Here is a 12,533-nt window from a genome sequence, read left to right as displayed (position 1 = left end):
GGATCCCCGGCATGGCCGAAAAGACCGACACCCCAGCAAAAAAACTTCGCTCCAAGTGGTTCCGGGTTGCCGTAGAAGGCGGCACCACCGATGGCCGGACCATTGAACGCTCCTGGATCGAGGAGATGGCCGCGCAATACAGCCCGAACACCTACGGTGCGCGCATCAACTGCGAGCACATCAAATGGGCTTGGCCGGGCGGTGAATTCGGCGCTTATGGCGATGTGCTGGCCTGTAAGGCGGAAGAGGTCGAAATCAATGGCGAGACCAAACTGGCGCTGTTCGCTCAGCTGCAGCCCAACGATGCGTTACTCGCCCTGAACGCCAAGAACCAGAAAATCTATACGTCGGTCGAGATCGATCCCAAGTTCGCCAAGACCGGTAAAGCGTACCTGGTTGGTCTGGCGATTACCGACACCCCGGCCAGCCTGGGTACCGAAGCCCTGCAGTTCAGCGCGCAGCAAGGCACCCTCACCGGCCGCAAGCAGAACAAAGACAACCTGTTCACCGCAGCTGAAGAGGTGCAACTCGAATTCGAGGAGGTGACGGATGGCCCCAGCATGTTCGCGGCACTGCGCGACAAGGTCGGTGGCCTCCTCAGCAAGAGCAAGGAAAAGGAAGGCAGGGATGCCACTAACTTCGCAGCCTTGGGCGAGCTGATCGAGCAGTTGGCTACCCACGGCGCCGAGCAAGCCGAAGCGATGACCAAAAGCCTGGCCGCTTTCGCCGAGCTGGAGGCCAAGTTCGCCAAGCTCAGCAGTGACCACGAAGCCCTGGTCACCCGCCTGGGTAGCACCCAGGACCACACCCAGAAGGATCGCCCATCGGTTCCCGGTGGCAGCGGTCGCGAACTCACCGACTGCTGATCGACAAAAGATCAAGGAACACCGGAGACCACCATGCGTAACGAAACCCGCCTGCTCTTCAACGAATACCTGGCCCAGCTGGCCAAACTTCATGGCGTACCTGACGTAACCACCAAATTCACCGCCAGTCCGGCTGTGGCCCAGAAACTGGAAAGCCGTATCCAGGAGTCCAGCCAGTTCCTGAGCGCGATCAACATCTATGGCGTCCCCGAGCAGATGGGTGAAAAGATCGGCCTGGGCGTGACCGGCAACATCGCCGGCACCACCGACACCGACGTCAAAGCCCGCGAGACACGCGACCCAACCGGCCTCGACAACCGCGGCTATGTCTGCACCCAGACGAACTACGACACCCACCTCAAGTACCAGAAGCTCGATGCCTGGGCCAAGTTCCCGGACTTCCAGGCCCGTATCCGTGACGCGATCATCAAGCTGATGGCGCTCAACCGCATCTGCATCGGCTGGAACGGCACCAGCCGGGCCGCCTCTTCCAACCCAGCTACCAACCCGCTGCTGCAGGATGTGAACGTCGGCTGGCTGGAGAAAATGCGCCTGGAGAACGCCGCGCGCGTGATGAAAGAAGTGGTCGACGGCAGCGGCAAGATCTCCATCGGCGCCGGCAAAGACTTCGAGAACATCGATGCCCTGGTGTTCGCCATGGTCAACGAGCTGATCGAGCCGTGGTACCAGGAGGACACCGAGTTGGTGGTGGTCTGCGGTCGCAAGATCTTGGCCGACAAGTACTTCCCGATCATCAACAAGGCCAACGCCCCGACCGAAATGCTGGCGGCCGACATCGTCACCAGCCAAAAGCGCATCGGCAACCTGCCGGCCGTGCGTGTGCCGCACTTCCCGGCCAACGGCCTGTTCGTGACCCGCCTGGACAACCTGTCGTACTACTGGCAGGAAGGCAGCCGCCGCAAGACCGTCGTAGACAATGCCGCCCGCGACCGGATCGAGAACTTCGAATCGGTCAACGAGGCCTATGTCATCGAGGACCTGGGCTGCGCCGCGTTCGCCGAAAACATCGAGATCGCGTGAGGGGTAACGTCATGACCAATCCCTGCCGGCGCCATTTCCAGCGCGTTACCGCGGCCCTTGCCGCGGCGGCCACCGCGCCTGAACAAACCATGGAAGGGGCCACCCAGTACGAGCTGCAGCTTGCTCAACTCCACCAGGACCGTCAGCGACTGTCCGCCATTCAGTCACGTGAAGGAAAAGGCAAGCTAAAGGCCGAGCTTCTGCCCGCCTACGAGCCCTATGTAGCGGGCGTGCTGGAGGCCGGCAAGGGTGCCCAAGACGAGGTGCTGACCACCGTAATGATCTGGCGCTTCGACGCCGGCGAATGGATCGGCGGCCTCGATGTGGCGGCCTACGTACTGCAGCATGGTCTGAAGATGCCCGACCGCTTCGAGCGTTCCACTGGCTGCATCGTGGCCGAAGAAATCGCCGAAGCCGCGCTCAAGGCCCAGAAAACCGGCGAAACCTTCCCTCTCGACATCCTGACCCGCACCGCCGAGCTGACCGCTGAAGAGGACATGCCCGATGAGGCCCGCGCGAAGCTGATGCTGGCCCTTGGAAAGGCCACCCTAACCGGTCTGGACGACGCCAATCCCGGACAGCCAGGCCAGATTCAGGCTGGTGTTGACCTGCTGCGCCGCGCCATCGAGCTGCACGATAACTGCGGCGGCAAGAAAGACCTGGAGCGCGCCGAGCGCCTCCTCAAGAAACTCGCTGGCCCTGCCAGCTAACCGAGCGTCCCACGCAACCCGGCGGCTCGGGGCGGATCAGCGGCTTTCTCCTTGGCCCAGCTGTGAAGCCCCGACCACCGCCGACCTATTCAGAGCACCGCGATCATGAGTGGATTCATTCCTGGCGGCCTGGCGCCCAGTCCTTCCGTACCCGGCGTGCACATCAACAGCGAGGCCTTTTGGCCCTCGATCGATCTGGACAAGCTGCGCGAGACCCTGCGCATCGATTCCAGCGTCACCGCTGCCCGGCTTGAGACCGCCGTGATTGCCGCTGTCATCAGCGTAAATCGCGAGCTGTCGGCATGGCGTGAGGCCAAACAGGCGGCGGGCTACGCCTCGCTTGAGGCAGTCCCAAGCGAGAGGGTGAAGGACCAATCCCAGCTGGTTTACCTGTATCAACGTGCGGTCGAGTGCGCGGCCGGTGCCGAGGTTTGTGAGCGGTACCGCAGCTACGACACCACTCGCAGCGGTGCCGAAGAGGCCGACAGAACCGAGCCGACGATCGACGACTACCGCCGCGATCAGCGCTGGGCTATTCGGGACATCCTTGGGACCTCCCGCACCACCGTGGAGCTGCTGTGATGTCCACTCAACTCCGAACCCAGCAAAACGATACCGTCGACGCGCTGTGCTGGCGTCACTACGGCCGAACGGCGGGTGTCGTTGAGGCTGTCCTCGACGCCAACCCCGGTCTGGCCGCCCTCGGCCCGGTGCTCAAGGCCGGCGTGCTGGTCGACCTACCCGAAATCCAAACCTCTGCGCCTGAACGCCAGATGGTGAACCTGTGGGAGTGACTGCCCATGACCAAACCAACCCGAAACCATGGAAGGACTCCCATGCCTGACCGTCCTGAAACCTGGGCCTTTCTCGCAACATGGCTCGAAAACAACTGGCCCGGGCTGTATGCCGGCCTGCTGGCGGCCCTGATTGCCGCCCTGCGGGTTGTCTATGGCGGCGGGAAGCTCCGCCAACTGGTCATCGAGGCACCGCTGTGCGGATTCGTTGCCCTATCGGCCAGCCATGGGCTGTCGTTGATCGGCATCCCACTGACCGCCGCACCTTTCTTCGGGGGCCTGATCGGCCTGCTGGGCATCGAGTTCGTTCGGGCGGCTGCGAAGAAAACTTTCACTCGCAAGGAGGGCACACTATGACTCTTCGCCATGGTGACCGCTCCCAGGCGGTGCGCGACCTGCAGCGCAAGCTCATTGCCCGCGGCGCCAAGATAAGCGCCGATGGCGTGTATGGTGACGCCACCGAGGCCGCTGTCCGTGCCTACCAGCACCAGGCAGACCTGGTTGCGGACGGTATCGCCGGCCCTAAAACGCTGGCCAGCCTGCAGGGTGCCGACTGCGCTCACCTGCTGAAAAATGCCGACATGGTGCGAGCTGCCGACCGCCTGGGCGTACCCCTGGCGGCTGTGTATGCGCTCAACGAGGTCGAGTCCAAAGGGCGTGGCTTCCTGGATAACGGCAAGCCGGTGATCCTGTACGAGCGACACATCATGTACGCCCGCCTGCAGAAGATCCGCCGGCCCGGTGACAACCAGGACGAGCTGGAGCAGCTGACCGATCAACTTCGCCAGCGTTCCGACGAGCTGGCCAAGCAGTTCCCGGCCCTGGTCAATCCGAAGTTCGGCGGCTATGTCGGCGGTACCGCAGAACACCAGCGCCTGGCCCAGGCCCGGATGATCGACGAGCAGGCCGCCCTAGAATCCTGCAGCTGGGGCGCCTTCCAGGTGATGGGCTTCCACTGGGAGCGACTGGGCTATCCCAGCGTCCAGGCCTTCGTCGATGCTATGAGCCGCAGCGAGTCGGACCAGTTGGAGGCCTTCGTCCGCTACATCGAGGCCGACCCTACCCTGCTCAAGGCCCTCAAGTCGCTCAAATGGGCCAAGGTGGCCGAGCTGTACAACGGCCCGGACTACAAGCGGAACCTATACGACGTGAAGCTGCAACGCGCCTTTGAGCGGCACCAGGACTGCGGCTGCGGACAGGAGGCAGCCTGATGGACCTGCGCGACGGGGTGCTGGCCGGTGCTCTGTTCGCCGCGGTGTCGGCCGGGCTGTGGGGTTGGGGTCAACAGCTCCTGCTCGGGACTGAGAAGGCCAAGACCAAGGGGCTGGAGGGCCAGCTCACAACCGCCCAGGCCGATGCCCGCCGCAACCTGGCCACCGCCACCGAGCTGAAATCCACCCTGGAGCGCGAGCGCAACGGCCAGGCCCAACTCCTGAAGACTCAGGGCGAACTGCGCCAGGGCTTGGCCACCCGCCAACGCACAATCGAGGCACTCAAGCATGAAAATGACCAACTCCGGGACTGGGCTCGCCAGCTTCTGCCTGATGCTGCTCGCCGGCTGCGGGAGCGTCCCGCCCTCACCGGCGCCGACGCTTACCGTCAATGGCTGTCCGGTGGTGGTCCCGTGCGTCCTGCCGGCGACGGCGCCGACGGCCAACGGGGACCTTCTCAATGACCAGGACATTGTTGAACAGGCCTGGGCCGAATGTGCCGCCCAAGTCGACCGTGTCTATCAGCACCAGGTGAACCCATGAACAAGCCCAATAGCCTCCGCGACCATCTGCTCGCGGCCGTCCCTGGCCTCAAGCCAAACCCCGATGCGCTGCTGATGTTCATCGACGCCGGTAAGGTCCGCTGCACTGCGGCTCCAACCCTGTCGTTCGAATACAGCTACACGCTGCAAATCATCCTGACCGACTTCGCGGGTCACCCCGACAGCGTGATGCTGCCGATTCTGGGCTGGCTCCGGGTCAACCAGTCGGAACTGTTGGTCAACCTCGAAAAGGCCGCCAACAGCGTCAAGTTCGAGGTCGACCTTATCGACCGGAGCAAGGTGGACATGAGCATTACCCTGCCGCTGACCGAACGTGTCGTGGTCAAGCGCCAGGCGGACGGGACCTATGACGTCACCCACCCCGGCGAACCGCAGTACGAGCCATACCAGGACTATGGCGAGGTGACCATCTTCGCAGATGGCCAGCCGCTGGCCTCTTGGCTGCCGCCGTCGGCGCCGGAAGGCATGGCGTTGTCGGTACCGCATCCAAGGCGACCAAGCCATGGCTGATCTTGAAGCCCTGGAGGACTGGGTAAGTCCGCTCCTACAGCGCATCGAGCCGGCGGAGCGCTCCAAGCTGGCCCGCTCGATAGCCCAACAACTCAGGCGCAGCCAGCAGCGGCGCATCACAGCGCAACAGAACCCGGACGGCTCGGCGTATGTGCCCCGCAAACCACGACAACTGCGCGGCAAAAAAGGGCGAATCCGCGCCAAAGTGAAGATGTTTCAGAAGCTGCGCACCGCGACCTTCATGAAAGCCCGTGGTGACGGAAACGCGGCCACCGTGGGTTTCACCGGTCGAATCGCCAGGATTGCACGGGTGCACCAGGAAGGCCTACGCGATCGTGCAGCCCGCAATGCGCCGGCCGTCCAGTACGACCAGCGCGAGCTCCTCGGCCTCACCGACACCGAACTCGACCAGGTTCGCGACACCTTGCTCGCTCATCTGACCCTGTAACAGCCCTCCCTACAAGGCCATGGTGATGCGCGCACGCGTAGGCGGCGCGACCATCACCAGCATGAACAGCCTCGCCGAACTTGCCCGCCTCATAGAAAACCTTGTCCGCTTTGGCACCATTGCCGAGGTGCAGCACAAGCCGCCTCGTGTGCGGGTGCGCACTGGCGAGTTGCTGACCACCTGGTTACCGTGGCTCGCCCTCCGCACCGGCGCCGACCGAGAGTGGGACCCACCCACCGTCAACGAGCAGGTCATTCTTCTTTCACCGAGTGGCCAACTCGCCAACGGCGTGGCAATCACCGGGCTCTTCAGCGATCTCATTCCGCCGAATGGTGACCGCCCAGGCCTGCACCGCCGCACCTATGCAGACGGCGCTGTCATCGAATACGACAGCGAAGCTCACCACCTGAGCGCTGCACTTCCGTCGGGTGGAACTACCGAACTCATCAGTGACGGCGGAATTCGCATCGTCGGCGACATAGACCATCAAGGGGACTACACCCAAAAAGGCAACCAGAACGTCACCGGCACGGTGATCGTCTCGGAAGACGTCGTGGCCCAGGAAATCAGCCTGGTCAGCCACCTGCACCGCGGCGTCATGAGCGGCCCAAGCAAAACCGGGGTCCCCGTGAAATGAACCGACACACCGGAGAAGCCATCGGGGAAGAGGACCACATCATTCAATCGATCGTGGACATCCTCACCACCCGTATCGGGACCAGAGTGATGCGCCGCGACTATGGCAGCTTGATCCCCGAACTGATCGACCAACCCCAGAATTCTGCAACGCGGCTGCGCCTTTACGCCGCCTCTGCCATGGCCATCATGCAGTGGGAGCCCCGGATCACTCTCAATAAGGTTCGCCTCGATGTCGATTCCATGACGGGCGCTGCCACCCTTGAAATCGAAGCCAGGCAGATCGACACCAATGCACCGCTGAGCATCCGCACGCCACTACAGCTGGGGGCCGCCCGATGAGCGCAACCCGCATGATCGATCTGAGCTTGCTGCCGGCGCCAGACATCATCGAGATGCTCGATTTCGAGACCATTCTCGACGCACGCAAGGCGCGTTTTGTCAGCCTTTATCCGATCGAGGAGCAGCCAGCCGTCGCGGCGCGGCTAGCGCTCGAGTCGGACCCCGTGGTCAAGATGCTGGAGGAGAACGCCTATCGTGAGCTCATCCTCCGCCAACGGGTCAACGACGCGGCCAAGGCAAGCTTGCTGGCCTATGCCAAGGGCGCCGACCTGGACAATCGTGCGGCCGATTACGGCGTGCAGCGGCTGACCATTCGGGCGGCTGATCCAGACGCGGTACCGCCTGTGGCAGCAGTGATGGAAAGCGACGAGGCGCTGCGCTACCGCACGCGTCTATCGCTGGAAGCGCTGTCCGTCGCAGGCAGTAGCGGCGCATATGAATATCACGCGATGAGTTCGTCGGCCGAGCTGGTGCACGTCTCAGTCGATTCGCCCCGGTTTTCCGGGGTGGCGGTGCCAGCTGCGGTGAAAGCGCAGCTACCCGCCGGGGCCATTGTTGTGGTCTGCGACTACGACGCAGGCTTGGCCAATCCGCTACCTGGCGACGTATCGCTGGCTGTCCTGCCCAGGCCAAACAGCACCGTGCCAGAGGTGCAACTGGTGTCGATTGTCCTAAAGGCGCTGTCGGCAGAGGATGTGCGCCCAGTAACGGACCGGCCACGGGCGCAGGTTGGTATCCCGACCGACTTCAAGGTCGAGGCAGTCCTCTGGGTAGAGGACGGGCCAGATCCTGATGTTGTCCTCGCCACCGCCAGGGCCAGCTTGGATACCACCATTGCCGCCTCGCGCCGGCTGGAGGGGAAGTTGCCGGTTTCGGCTATCTATGCAGCGTTGCACGTAACAGGGATCAGTCGGGTTGACCTGGTCCAGCCGGTCGAGGGGGTGGTGTGTGACAAGCGACATTACCCGCGCGCCACCTCCATTGACCTGACCAGCAGGTTGGCCACATGAGCCTGCTACCCCGCAACGCCACGCTGCTGGAGCGCTCGCTGGAGCGCGTCGGCGAGTTGGGTGTGGACCCAGAAATCATTCGCGGCGTGGCCGATTCGGCGCGCTGCCCGCCTAATTTCCTGCCCTGGCTGGGCTGGGCGCTCAAGGTGGAAGGCTGGGAAGCGGCCTACACCGACGAGCAGCGCCGTGCACTGATCCGCGAGGCGATTCCGGTTCACAAGACCAAGGGCACCGTCGGAGCAGTCCGGCGAGTACTCAAGGCAGTGCGGGTCAACGCGGAGTTCAAGGAGTGGCACCAGATACCGAACGCCGCGCCGTACACGTTCCAGGTCACGGCCTGGGCCAACGAAAACCGGGCGGGTGAGGGTTCAATTATCTCCCCCGAGCTGGGCGCGCGTTTGCGTGCCCTGGTCGATGCGGCGAAGAACGAGCGCAGCCATTACGAGTTTCGGCTGGGTGCCCGCTTCGACGGCGGTCTGGTGCTCGGTAACGCCTTCCAGGCGCGCGCCGTACAGCATCGATCCATGGATGCCCAGGCGGTGCCGTTCGATCCCATGGCGCAGATGGTGCTGTTTGCCAATGCCCTCAACGCGTCCAGCGTATCCCGGCGATTTGCCGAGGCGCAGGGCGTACCCATTCAAGCAGAAGGTGCCCCGCTGGTGGCCAACGCGGCGCAGGTGCGCACGGTCGTGCGGGGCTACATGGAGGCTGTTCTATGAGTACAGGCTTGCAACCTGTCATCACCAAGGCCGGCCTGGCGGCGATCCTGACGGCGACGAAAACCGGCCTCTCGGCCGAGATTAGCCATATCGCCCTGGGCAGCCAGGCCTACACCCCGAGCGCCGAGCAGAAGACCCTGCGCAACGAGGTGGCGCGCTTTCCGATTTCCAGCGGCGAGAAGCTGAGTAGCACGCTGTTGCACCTGACTGCTGTCGCCGATGGCGCGGCAGCGTACTGGGTGCGCGAGGTCGGGATTTTCCTGAGCGACGGCACCCTGTTGGCGGTCTGGTCGCACCTGACCGAGGCGCTGGCCTACAAAGCCGCCAACATCGACCTGCTGCTGGCCTACGACCTGTCACTGGCTGCGCTGCCGGCGGACAGCGTGACCATTACCAGCGTGGCCGCCGGCCTCAACCTGACGCTGGCCGAGCCTCTGGCCGTGCAGGCCACGGCGCTCATTGCCGAGCAGCTGCGCACCCTGCAGCAGCAAGACCGCCTGGTTAGCCAGGAACGCCTACAGCGCATTGCAGAAGAGCAAATCAGCGGTCTGCTGGAGCGTATGAGTGCTGCCGAGAAAACCGCCACCGAAACGCGTGACAGCCTGCTGAGCGCGACAGTTGCCAATGCCACCGGCCTGATGGCCCTTCAATACACCGTTGTTCAACACCTGTACGGATCATAACCATGAGCCTTGAAACTGAAATCGCCGCGCTGGTCGCGGCAAACAACAAGCTGATCGACTATTTCAGCGGTAAAAAGACCGCGATTGACGCTGCCGTGTCGGCAGCGGTTGCGGCAGCACCGTCGATTGTTCGCGCCTACTGGGTGGACCCGCAGTTGGGCGACGACAACGCTATCGGTACCGAGGCCAGCCCGTTCAAGACCCTGCAGCGGGCGGTCGATGCCACCCCGGACGGCGGGCGGGTTACGGCGTGGCTGGCCAGGGACTATGTGCTGGATAAGAGCATCCTCACAGCCGGCCGTCAGTTGATCGTTGCAGCTGTGGCTGGGTCGGGGCGAAAGCTGATTTGCAATGAGTTTCTGCCCGATGGCAGTGACCAGCTGACTCGCATGGGATCGTTCTGGTTGTCGAATGGCTCGACCCTGCAGCTGCTTAACGTGACAGTCAGTCTCCCGGCCTCGAGCGCCGGTGATCTGAGCGCCTACTATGCGCTCGCTTTTGCCAGCGGATCGTCGGCCCCGATCCTTATGCAGGTGCGCATGTACAACTGCACGCTTGAGCTGCGCGGCACTTTCCGGGGCAGGCTGATCGGGCCAGGCTCGGCGCTTATTGCGCTGTCAATGACCGGTACGGCGGTGCCTTCGGCACTCAATGGCTCGCTGTTTGTGGGTATCGCGGCGGGCACCCTGTCCAAAGACTTGGGCCACATCATTACCAACCTGTCGAGCCTGTGAGGCGATCATGCAAAAGACCTTTCTGAACGTCGTTTACGGCGAGACCAACTACAACGGCTTCGACTTCGAGGCGCTGCCCATTGGCGCGGCGCTGCTGGTGGCCCAGCAGCAAATCGAGAAGGCGGCCGACCAGGCATTGGCGGCGGTGCTGGGCGATCCGCTGCGCGCTATCGAGAACCAGCTGGCCGAGGCCGAGGCGAAGGCCTTCAAGCTGGCGGGTTACGCCGGTGAGGTGCCGCTGACCGTACAGGCCGTGGTCGATGCCCAGGGCGTCGATCCCATGGAGGCGGCCGAGTCGATCCTGCAGGAGGCGCAGGCGTGGCACGCGGCCGTCTGCTCAATCCGGGCGGCCCGCCTCAAAGGTAAGGTCGAGGTGCTCAAGGCAACCACGCATGGGCAGGCCGAAGACTTTGCAGATACGGCAATCAATGCCATCCGCGCAGCAGTCGGTAGCGCTTAAACACCTTGTAGCTACCTGGACTACAAGCCCTCTCAATCGCATCTCATCGTCGCGCGCGTCAGCCTGTGCAGTGTCTTCCAACCACCGCACAGGCACTCAACCATGGCCGACGAATACCATCACGGCGTCCGGGTCCTCGAAATCAGCGAGGGCACCCGCCCAATCCGAACCGTTTCTACCGCCGTCGTCGGCTTGGTCTGCACCGCAGACGACGCCGACGCCTCGGTTTTCCCGCTCAATACTCCCGTCCTGCTGACCAACGTACAGGCCGCCATCAGCAAAGCCGGCACCAAGGGAACTCTGGCCGCCAGCCTGCAGGCGATTGCAGACCAAACCAAGCCTGCGACCGTCGTCGTGCGGGTGGCAACCGGTGCGACCCCTGCAGAAACCACCAGCAACCTGATCGGCACCACCACCGCCACCGGCAAGTACACCGGCATGAAGGCGCTGCTGGCCGCCAAGACCCGCCTCAAGGTCACCCCACGCATCCTGGGGGTGCCAGGCCTCGACTCTTTGCCAGTGGCCACCGCCTTGGTATCGATCGCCCAGCAGCTACGCGCGTTCGCGTACGTCGCCGCCTCGGGCTGCAAGACCAAGGAAGAGGCCGTCGCCTACCGCGAGAATTTCGGTGCCCGTGAAGTCATGGTCATCTGGCCGGACTTCGAACAGTGGAGTACGGCCAGCAATGGCACCATCCCTGCGCCGGCAGTAGCCCGAGCCTTGGGCCTGCGCGCTAAGATCGACCAGGAGATTGGCTGGCACAAGACCCTCTCCAACGTTCCGGTCAATGGCGTAACCGGCATCACCGCCGATGTGTTCTGGGACCTGCAGAACCCGGCAACCGATGCGAATTACCTCAACAGCAACGAGGTGACCACCCTTATCAACGAGGACGGCTTCCGTTTCTGGGGCTCGCGCACCTGCACCGAAGACCCGCTGTTCGCGTTCGAGAACTACACCCGCACCGCGCAAGTCCTGGCCGACACCATGGCCGAGGCGCACCTGTGGGCGGTCGACAAGCCAATGCACCCATCCCTGGTCCGGGACATGCTGGAAGGTATCAACGCCAAGTTCCGCGAGCTGATCGCCGGCGGCTACCTGATCGGTGGCAGTGCCTGGTACGACGAGCAGGTCAACACCGAAGCAACCCTCAAGGCCGGCAAACTCGCCATCGACTACGACTACACGCCTGTGCCGCCGCTTGAGGACCTCTCGCTGCGCCAGCGCATTACCGACCGCTACCTGGCTGACTTCGCCAGCCGCGTCAACAGCTGACGGAGACCATATCCATGGCCATGCCACGCAAGCTCAAGAACCTCAACCTGTTTAACGATGGCGGCAGCTATCTCGGCGTTTGTAAGACCGTCACCCTGCCCCCGCTCAGCCGCAAGATGGAGGGCTACCGCGGCGGCGGTATGAACGGCCCGGTCAAAGCTGACCTCGGCTGGAGCGATGACGGCATCCAGCTGGAGTGGAAGCTCGGCGGTTTCGACGACCAGGTCATTCGCCAGTTCGGCGCCATCAAGGCTGATGCCGTACTGCTGCGTTACACCGGCACGTATCAGCAAGACGATACCGGCGTGCACACCGCCGTCGAGATTGTTGTCCGCGGTCGTCACGAAACCATCGAGGCAGGCGAGGCCCAGGCCGGTGAGGACACCGAGAAGAGCATCACCACCACCTGCAGCTACTACAAGCTGACCATCGACGGCGAAGTCCTGGTCGAGGTCGACCTCCTCAACTTCATCGAGATCATCGACGGCGTCGACATGCTCGCCGAACAACGCAAAAACCTGGGCATTTGAT

The 12,533-nt window shown here is 63.3% G+C and carries 19 protein-coding genes and 1 pseudogene; all 20 read left to right on the top strand.

The window, feature by feature from the left end:
• Positions 1 to 11: 11 nt before the first annotated feature.
• The 20 genes and pseudogenes from PC358_RS00595 to PC358_RS00505 all read left to right on the top strand — a co-directional run bounded on the left by PC358_RS00595 (position 12) and on the right by PC358_RS00505 (position 12,532).
• Positions 12 to 866 (top strand): GPO family capsid scaffolding protein, encoded by an 855-nt coding sequence (locus PC358_RS00595; protein WP_033696797.1) that lies wholly within the window; start codon positions 12 to 14, stop codon positions 864 to 866.
• 33 nt (positions 867 to 899) lie between these two features.
• Entirely contained in the window at positions 900 to 1,907 is a 1,008-nt protein-coding gene (locus PC358_RS00590) for a phage major capsid protein, P2 family (RefSeq protein WP_033696796.1), read from the top strand.
• Between the two features lie 11 nt (positions 1,908 to 1,918).
• Positions 1,919 to 2,617: a phage terminase small subunit gene (locus tag PC358_RS00585; RefSeq protein WP_033696795.1), complete on the top strand. Its 699-nt coding sequence runs from the start codon at positions 1,919 to 1,921 to the stop codon at positions 2,615 to 2,617.
• 105 nt (positions 2,618 to 2,722) lie between these two features.
• Positions 2,723 to 3,199 carry a head completion/stabilization protein gene (locus tag PC358_RS00580; RefSeq protein ID WP_033696794.1) on the top strand — a complete coding sequence of 159 codons (477 nt, stop codon included), beginning with the start codon at positions 2,723 to 2,725 and terminating at the stop codon, positions 3,197 to 3,199.
• On the top strand, positions 3,199 to 3,411 hold the full coding sequence (locus PC358_RS00575) for a tail protein X (RefSeq protein WP_033696792.1): 213 nt from the start codon (positions 3,199 to 3,201) through the stop codon (positions 3,409 to 3,411). Before PC358_RS00580 ends, PC358_RS00575 begins: the two co-directional genes overlap by 1 nt.
• A gap of 42 nt (positions 3,412 to 3,453) precedes the next feature.
• Positions 3,454 to 3,768, top strand: a complete 315-nt coding sequence (locus PC358_RS00570) for a phage holin, lambda family (protein ID WP_025339728.1) — start codon at positions 3,454 to 3,456, stop codon at positions 3,766 to 3,768.
• Positions 3,765 to 4,622, top strand: coding sequence for an N-acetylmuramidase domain-containing protein (locus PC358_RS00565; RefSeq protein ID WP_033696790.1), 858 nt, complete (start codon positions 3,765 to 3,767; stop codon positions 4,620 to 4,622). Before PC358_RS00570 ends, PC358_RS00565 begins: the two co-directional genes overlap by 4 nt.
• A pseudogene (locus tag PC358_RS00560) lies at positions 4,622 to 4,990 on the top strand (Rz-like lysis system protein LysB); the annotation flags it as partial. The gene PC358_RS00565 and the pseudogene PC358_RS00560, both read left to right, overlap by 1 nt.
• Entirely contained in the window at positions 4,911 to 5,165 is a 255-nt protein-coding gene (lysC, locus tag PC358_RS28030) for an Rz1-like lysis system protein LysC (RefSeq protein WP_237616600.1), read from the top strand. The pseudogene PC358_RS00560 and the gene lysC, both read left to right, overlap by 80 nt.
• A complete protein-coding gene (locus tag PC358_RS00555) occupies positions 5,162 to 5,695 on the top strand; it encodes a phage tail protein (protein ID WP_033696787.1) in 534 nt (177 codons plus the stop codon). Before lysC ends, PC358_RS00555 begins: the two co-directional genes overlap by 4 nt.
• The gene (locus tag PC358_RS00550; protein ID WP_033696785.1) at positions 5,688 to 6,143 is read left to right on the top strand and encodes a phage virion morphogenesis protein; all 456 of its coding nucleotides are present in this window, start codon (positions 5,688 to 5,690) and stop codon (positions 6,141 to 6,143) included. Before PC358_RS00555 ends, PC358_RS00550 begins: the two co-directional genes overlap by 8 nt.
• Positions 6,144 to 6,204: 61 nt before the next feature.
• Positions 6,205 to 6,780 (top strand): phage baseplate assembly protein V, encoded by a 576-nt coding sequence (locus PC358_RS00545; protein ID WP_033699930.1) that lies wholly within the window; start codon positions 6,205 to 6,207, stop codon positions 6,778 to 6,780.
• On the top strand, positions 6,777 to 7,121 hold the full coding sequence (locus tag PC358_RS00540; protein ID WP_033696782.1) for a GPW/gp25 family protein: 345 nt from the start codon (positions 6,777 to 6,779) through the stop codon (positions 7,119 to 7,121). The genes PC358_RS00545 and PC358_RS00540 overlap by 4 nt, the downstream gene beginning before the upstream one ends.
• Positions 7,118 to 8,131 carry a baseplate assembly protein gene (locus PC358_RS00535; protein WP_033696780.1) on the top strand — a complete coding sequence of 338 codons (1,014 nt, stop codon included), beginning with the start codon at positions 7,118 to 7,120 and terminating at the stop codon, positions 8,129 to 8,131. The genes PC358_RS00540 and PC358_RS00535 overlap by 4 nt, the downstream gene beginning before the upstream one ends.
• The gene (locus tag PC358_RS00530) at positions 8,128 to 8,850 is read left to right on the top strand and encodes a phage tail protein I (protein ID WP_033696779.1); all 723 of its coding nucleotides are present in this window, start codon (positions 8,128 to 8,130) and stop codon (positions 8,848 to 8,850) included. Before PC358_RS00535 ends, PC358_RS00530 begins: the two co-directional genes overlap by 4 nt.
• Positions 8,847 to 9,533: a phage tail-collar fiber domain-containing protein gene (locus PC358_RS00525; RefSeq protein ID WP_033696777.1), complete on the top strand. Its 687-nt coding sequence runs from the start codon at positions 8,847 to 8,849 to the stop codon at positions 9,531 to 9,533. Before PC358_RS00530 ends, PC358_RS00525 begins: the two co-directional genes overlap by 4 nt.
• A gap of 2 nt (positions 9,534 to 9,535) precedes the next feature.
• The gene (locus PC358_RS00520) at positions 9,536 to 10,267 is read left to right on the top strand and encodes a hypothetical protein (RefSeq protein ID WP_033696776.1); all 732 of its coding nucleotides are present in this window, start codon (positions 9,536 to 9,538) and stop codon (positions 10,265 to 10,267) included.
• A gap of 7 nt (positions 10,268 to 10,274) precedes the next feature.
• Positions 10,275 to 10,727, top strand: coding sequence for a hypothetical protein (locus tag PC358_RS00515; protein WP_033696775.1), 453 nt, complete (start codon positions 10,275 to 10,277; stop codon positions 10,725 to 10,727).
• Between the two features lie 102 nt (positions 10,728 to 10,829).
• Positions 10,830 to 12,002: a phage tail sheath protein gene (locus tag PC358_RS00510; protein ID WP_033696772.1), complete on the top strand. Its 1,173-nt coding sequence runs from the start codon at positions 10,830 to 10,832 to the stop codon at positions 12,000 to 12,002.
• Positions 12,003 to 12,016: 14 nt separating this feature from the next.
• Positions 12,017 to 12,532, top strand: a complete 516-nt coding sequence (locus PC358_RS00505) for a phage major tail tube protein (protein ID WP_033696771.1) — start codon at positions 12,017 to 12,019, stop codon at positions 12,530 to 12,532.
• Position 12,533: the final 1 nt, after the last annotated feature.

It is taken from the genome of Pseudomonas capeferrum (assembly GCF_000731675.1).
GTDB classification, from domain to species: Bacteria; Pseudomonadota; Gammaproteobacteria; order Pseudomonadales; family Pseudomonadaceae; genus Aquipseudomonas; species Aquipseudomonas capeferrum.
Note: the sequence above shows the minus strand (reverse complement) of the source record. Positions and strands in the feature narration are given on the sequence as shown.

Bases quoted from the DNA above. Each gene is read 5' to 3' on its own strand.
- PC358_RS00595 (WP_033696797.1), top strand. From the start codon at position 12: ATGGCCGAAAAGACCGACACCCCAGCAAAAAAACTTCGCTCCAAGTGG.
- PC358_RS00590 (WP_033696796.1), top strand. From the start codon at position 900: ATGCGTAACGAAACCCGCCTGCTCTTCAACGAATACCTGGCCCAGCTG.
- PC358_RS00585 (WP_033696795.1), top strand. From the start codon at position 1,919: ATGACCAATCCCTGCCGGCGCCATTTCCAGCGCGTTACCGCGGCCCTT.
- PC358_RS00580 (WP_033696794.1), top strand. From the start codon at position 2,723: ATGAGTGGATTCATTCCTGGCGGCCTGGCGCCCAGTCCTTCCGTACCC.
- PC358_RS00575 (WP_033696792.1), top strand. From the start codon at position 3,199: ATGTCCACTCAACTCCGAACCCAGCAAAACGATACCGTCGACGCGCTG.
- PC358_RS00570 (WP_025339728.1), top strand. From the start codon at position 3,454: ATGCCTGACCGTCCTGAAACCTGGGCCTTTCTCGCAACATGGCTCGAA.
- PC358_RS00565 (WP_033696790.1), top strand. From the start codon at position 3,765: ATGACTCTTCGCCATGGTGACCGCTCCCAGGCGGTGCGCGACCTGCAG.
- lysC (WP_237616600.1), top strand. From the start codon at position 4,911: ATGAAAATGACCAACTCCGGGACTGGGCTCGCCAGCTTCTGCCTGATG.
- PC358_RS00555 (WP_033696787.1), top strand. From the start codon at position 5,162: ATGAACAAGCCCAATAGCCTCCGCGACCATCTGCTCGCGGCCGTCCCT.
- PC358_RS00550 (WP_033696785.1), top strand. From the start codon at position 5,688: ATGGCTGATCTTGAAGCCCTGGAGGACTGGGTAAGTCCGCTCCTACAG.
- PC358_RS00545 (WP_033699930.1), top strand. From the start codon at position 6,205: ATGAACAGCCTCGCCGAACTTGCCCGCCTCATAGAAAACCTTGTCCGC.
- PC358_RS00540 (WP_033696782.1), top strand. From the start codon at position 6,777: ATGAACCGACACACCGGAGAAGCCATCGGGGAAGAGGACCACATCATT.
- PC358_RS00535 (WP_033696780.1), top strand. From the start codon at position 7,118: ATGAGCGCAACCCGCATGATCGATCTGAGCTTGCTGCCGGCGCCAGAC.
- PC358_RS00530 (WP_033696779.1), top strand. From the start codon at position 8,128: ATGAGCCTGCTACCCCGCAACGCCACGCTGCTGGAGCGCTCGCTGGAG.
- PC358_RS00525 (WP_033696777.1), top strand. From the start codon at position 8,847: ATGAGTACAGGCTTGCAACCTGTCATCACCAAGGCCGGCCTGGCGGCG.
- PC358_RS00520 (WP_033696776.1), top strand. From the start codon at position 9,536: ATGAGCCTTGAAACTGAAATCGCCGCGCTGGTCGCGGCAAACAACAAG.
- PC358_RS00515 (WP_033696775.1), top strand. From the start codon at position 10,275: ATGCAAAAGACCTTTCTGAACGTCGTTTACGGCGAGACCAACTACAAC.
- PC358_RS00510 (WP_033696772.1), top strand. From the start codon at position 10,830: ATGGCCGACGAATACCATCACGGCGTCCGGGTCCTCGAAATCAGCGAG.
- PC358_RS00505 (WP_033696771.1), top strand. From the start codon at position 12,017: ATGGCCATGCCACGCAAGCTCAAGAACCTCAACCTGTTTAACGATGGC.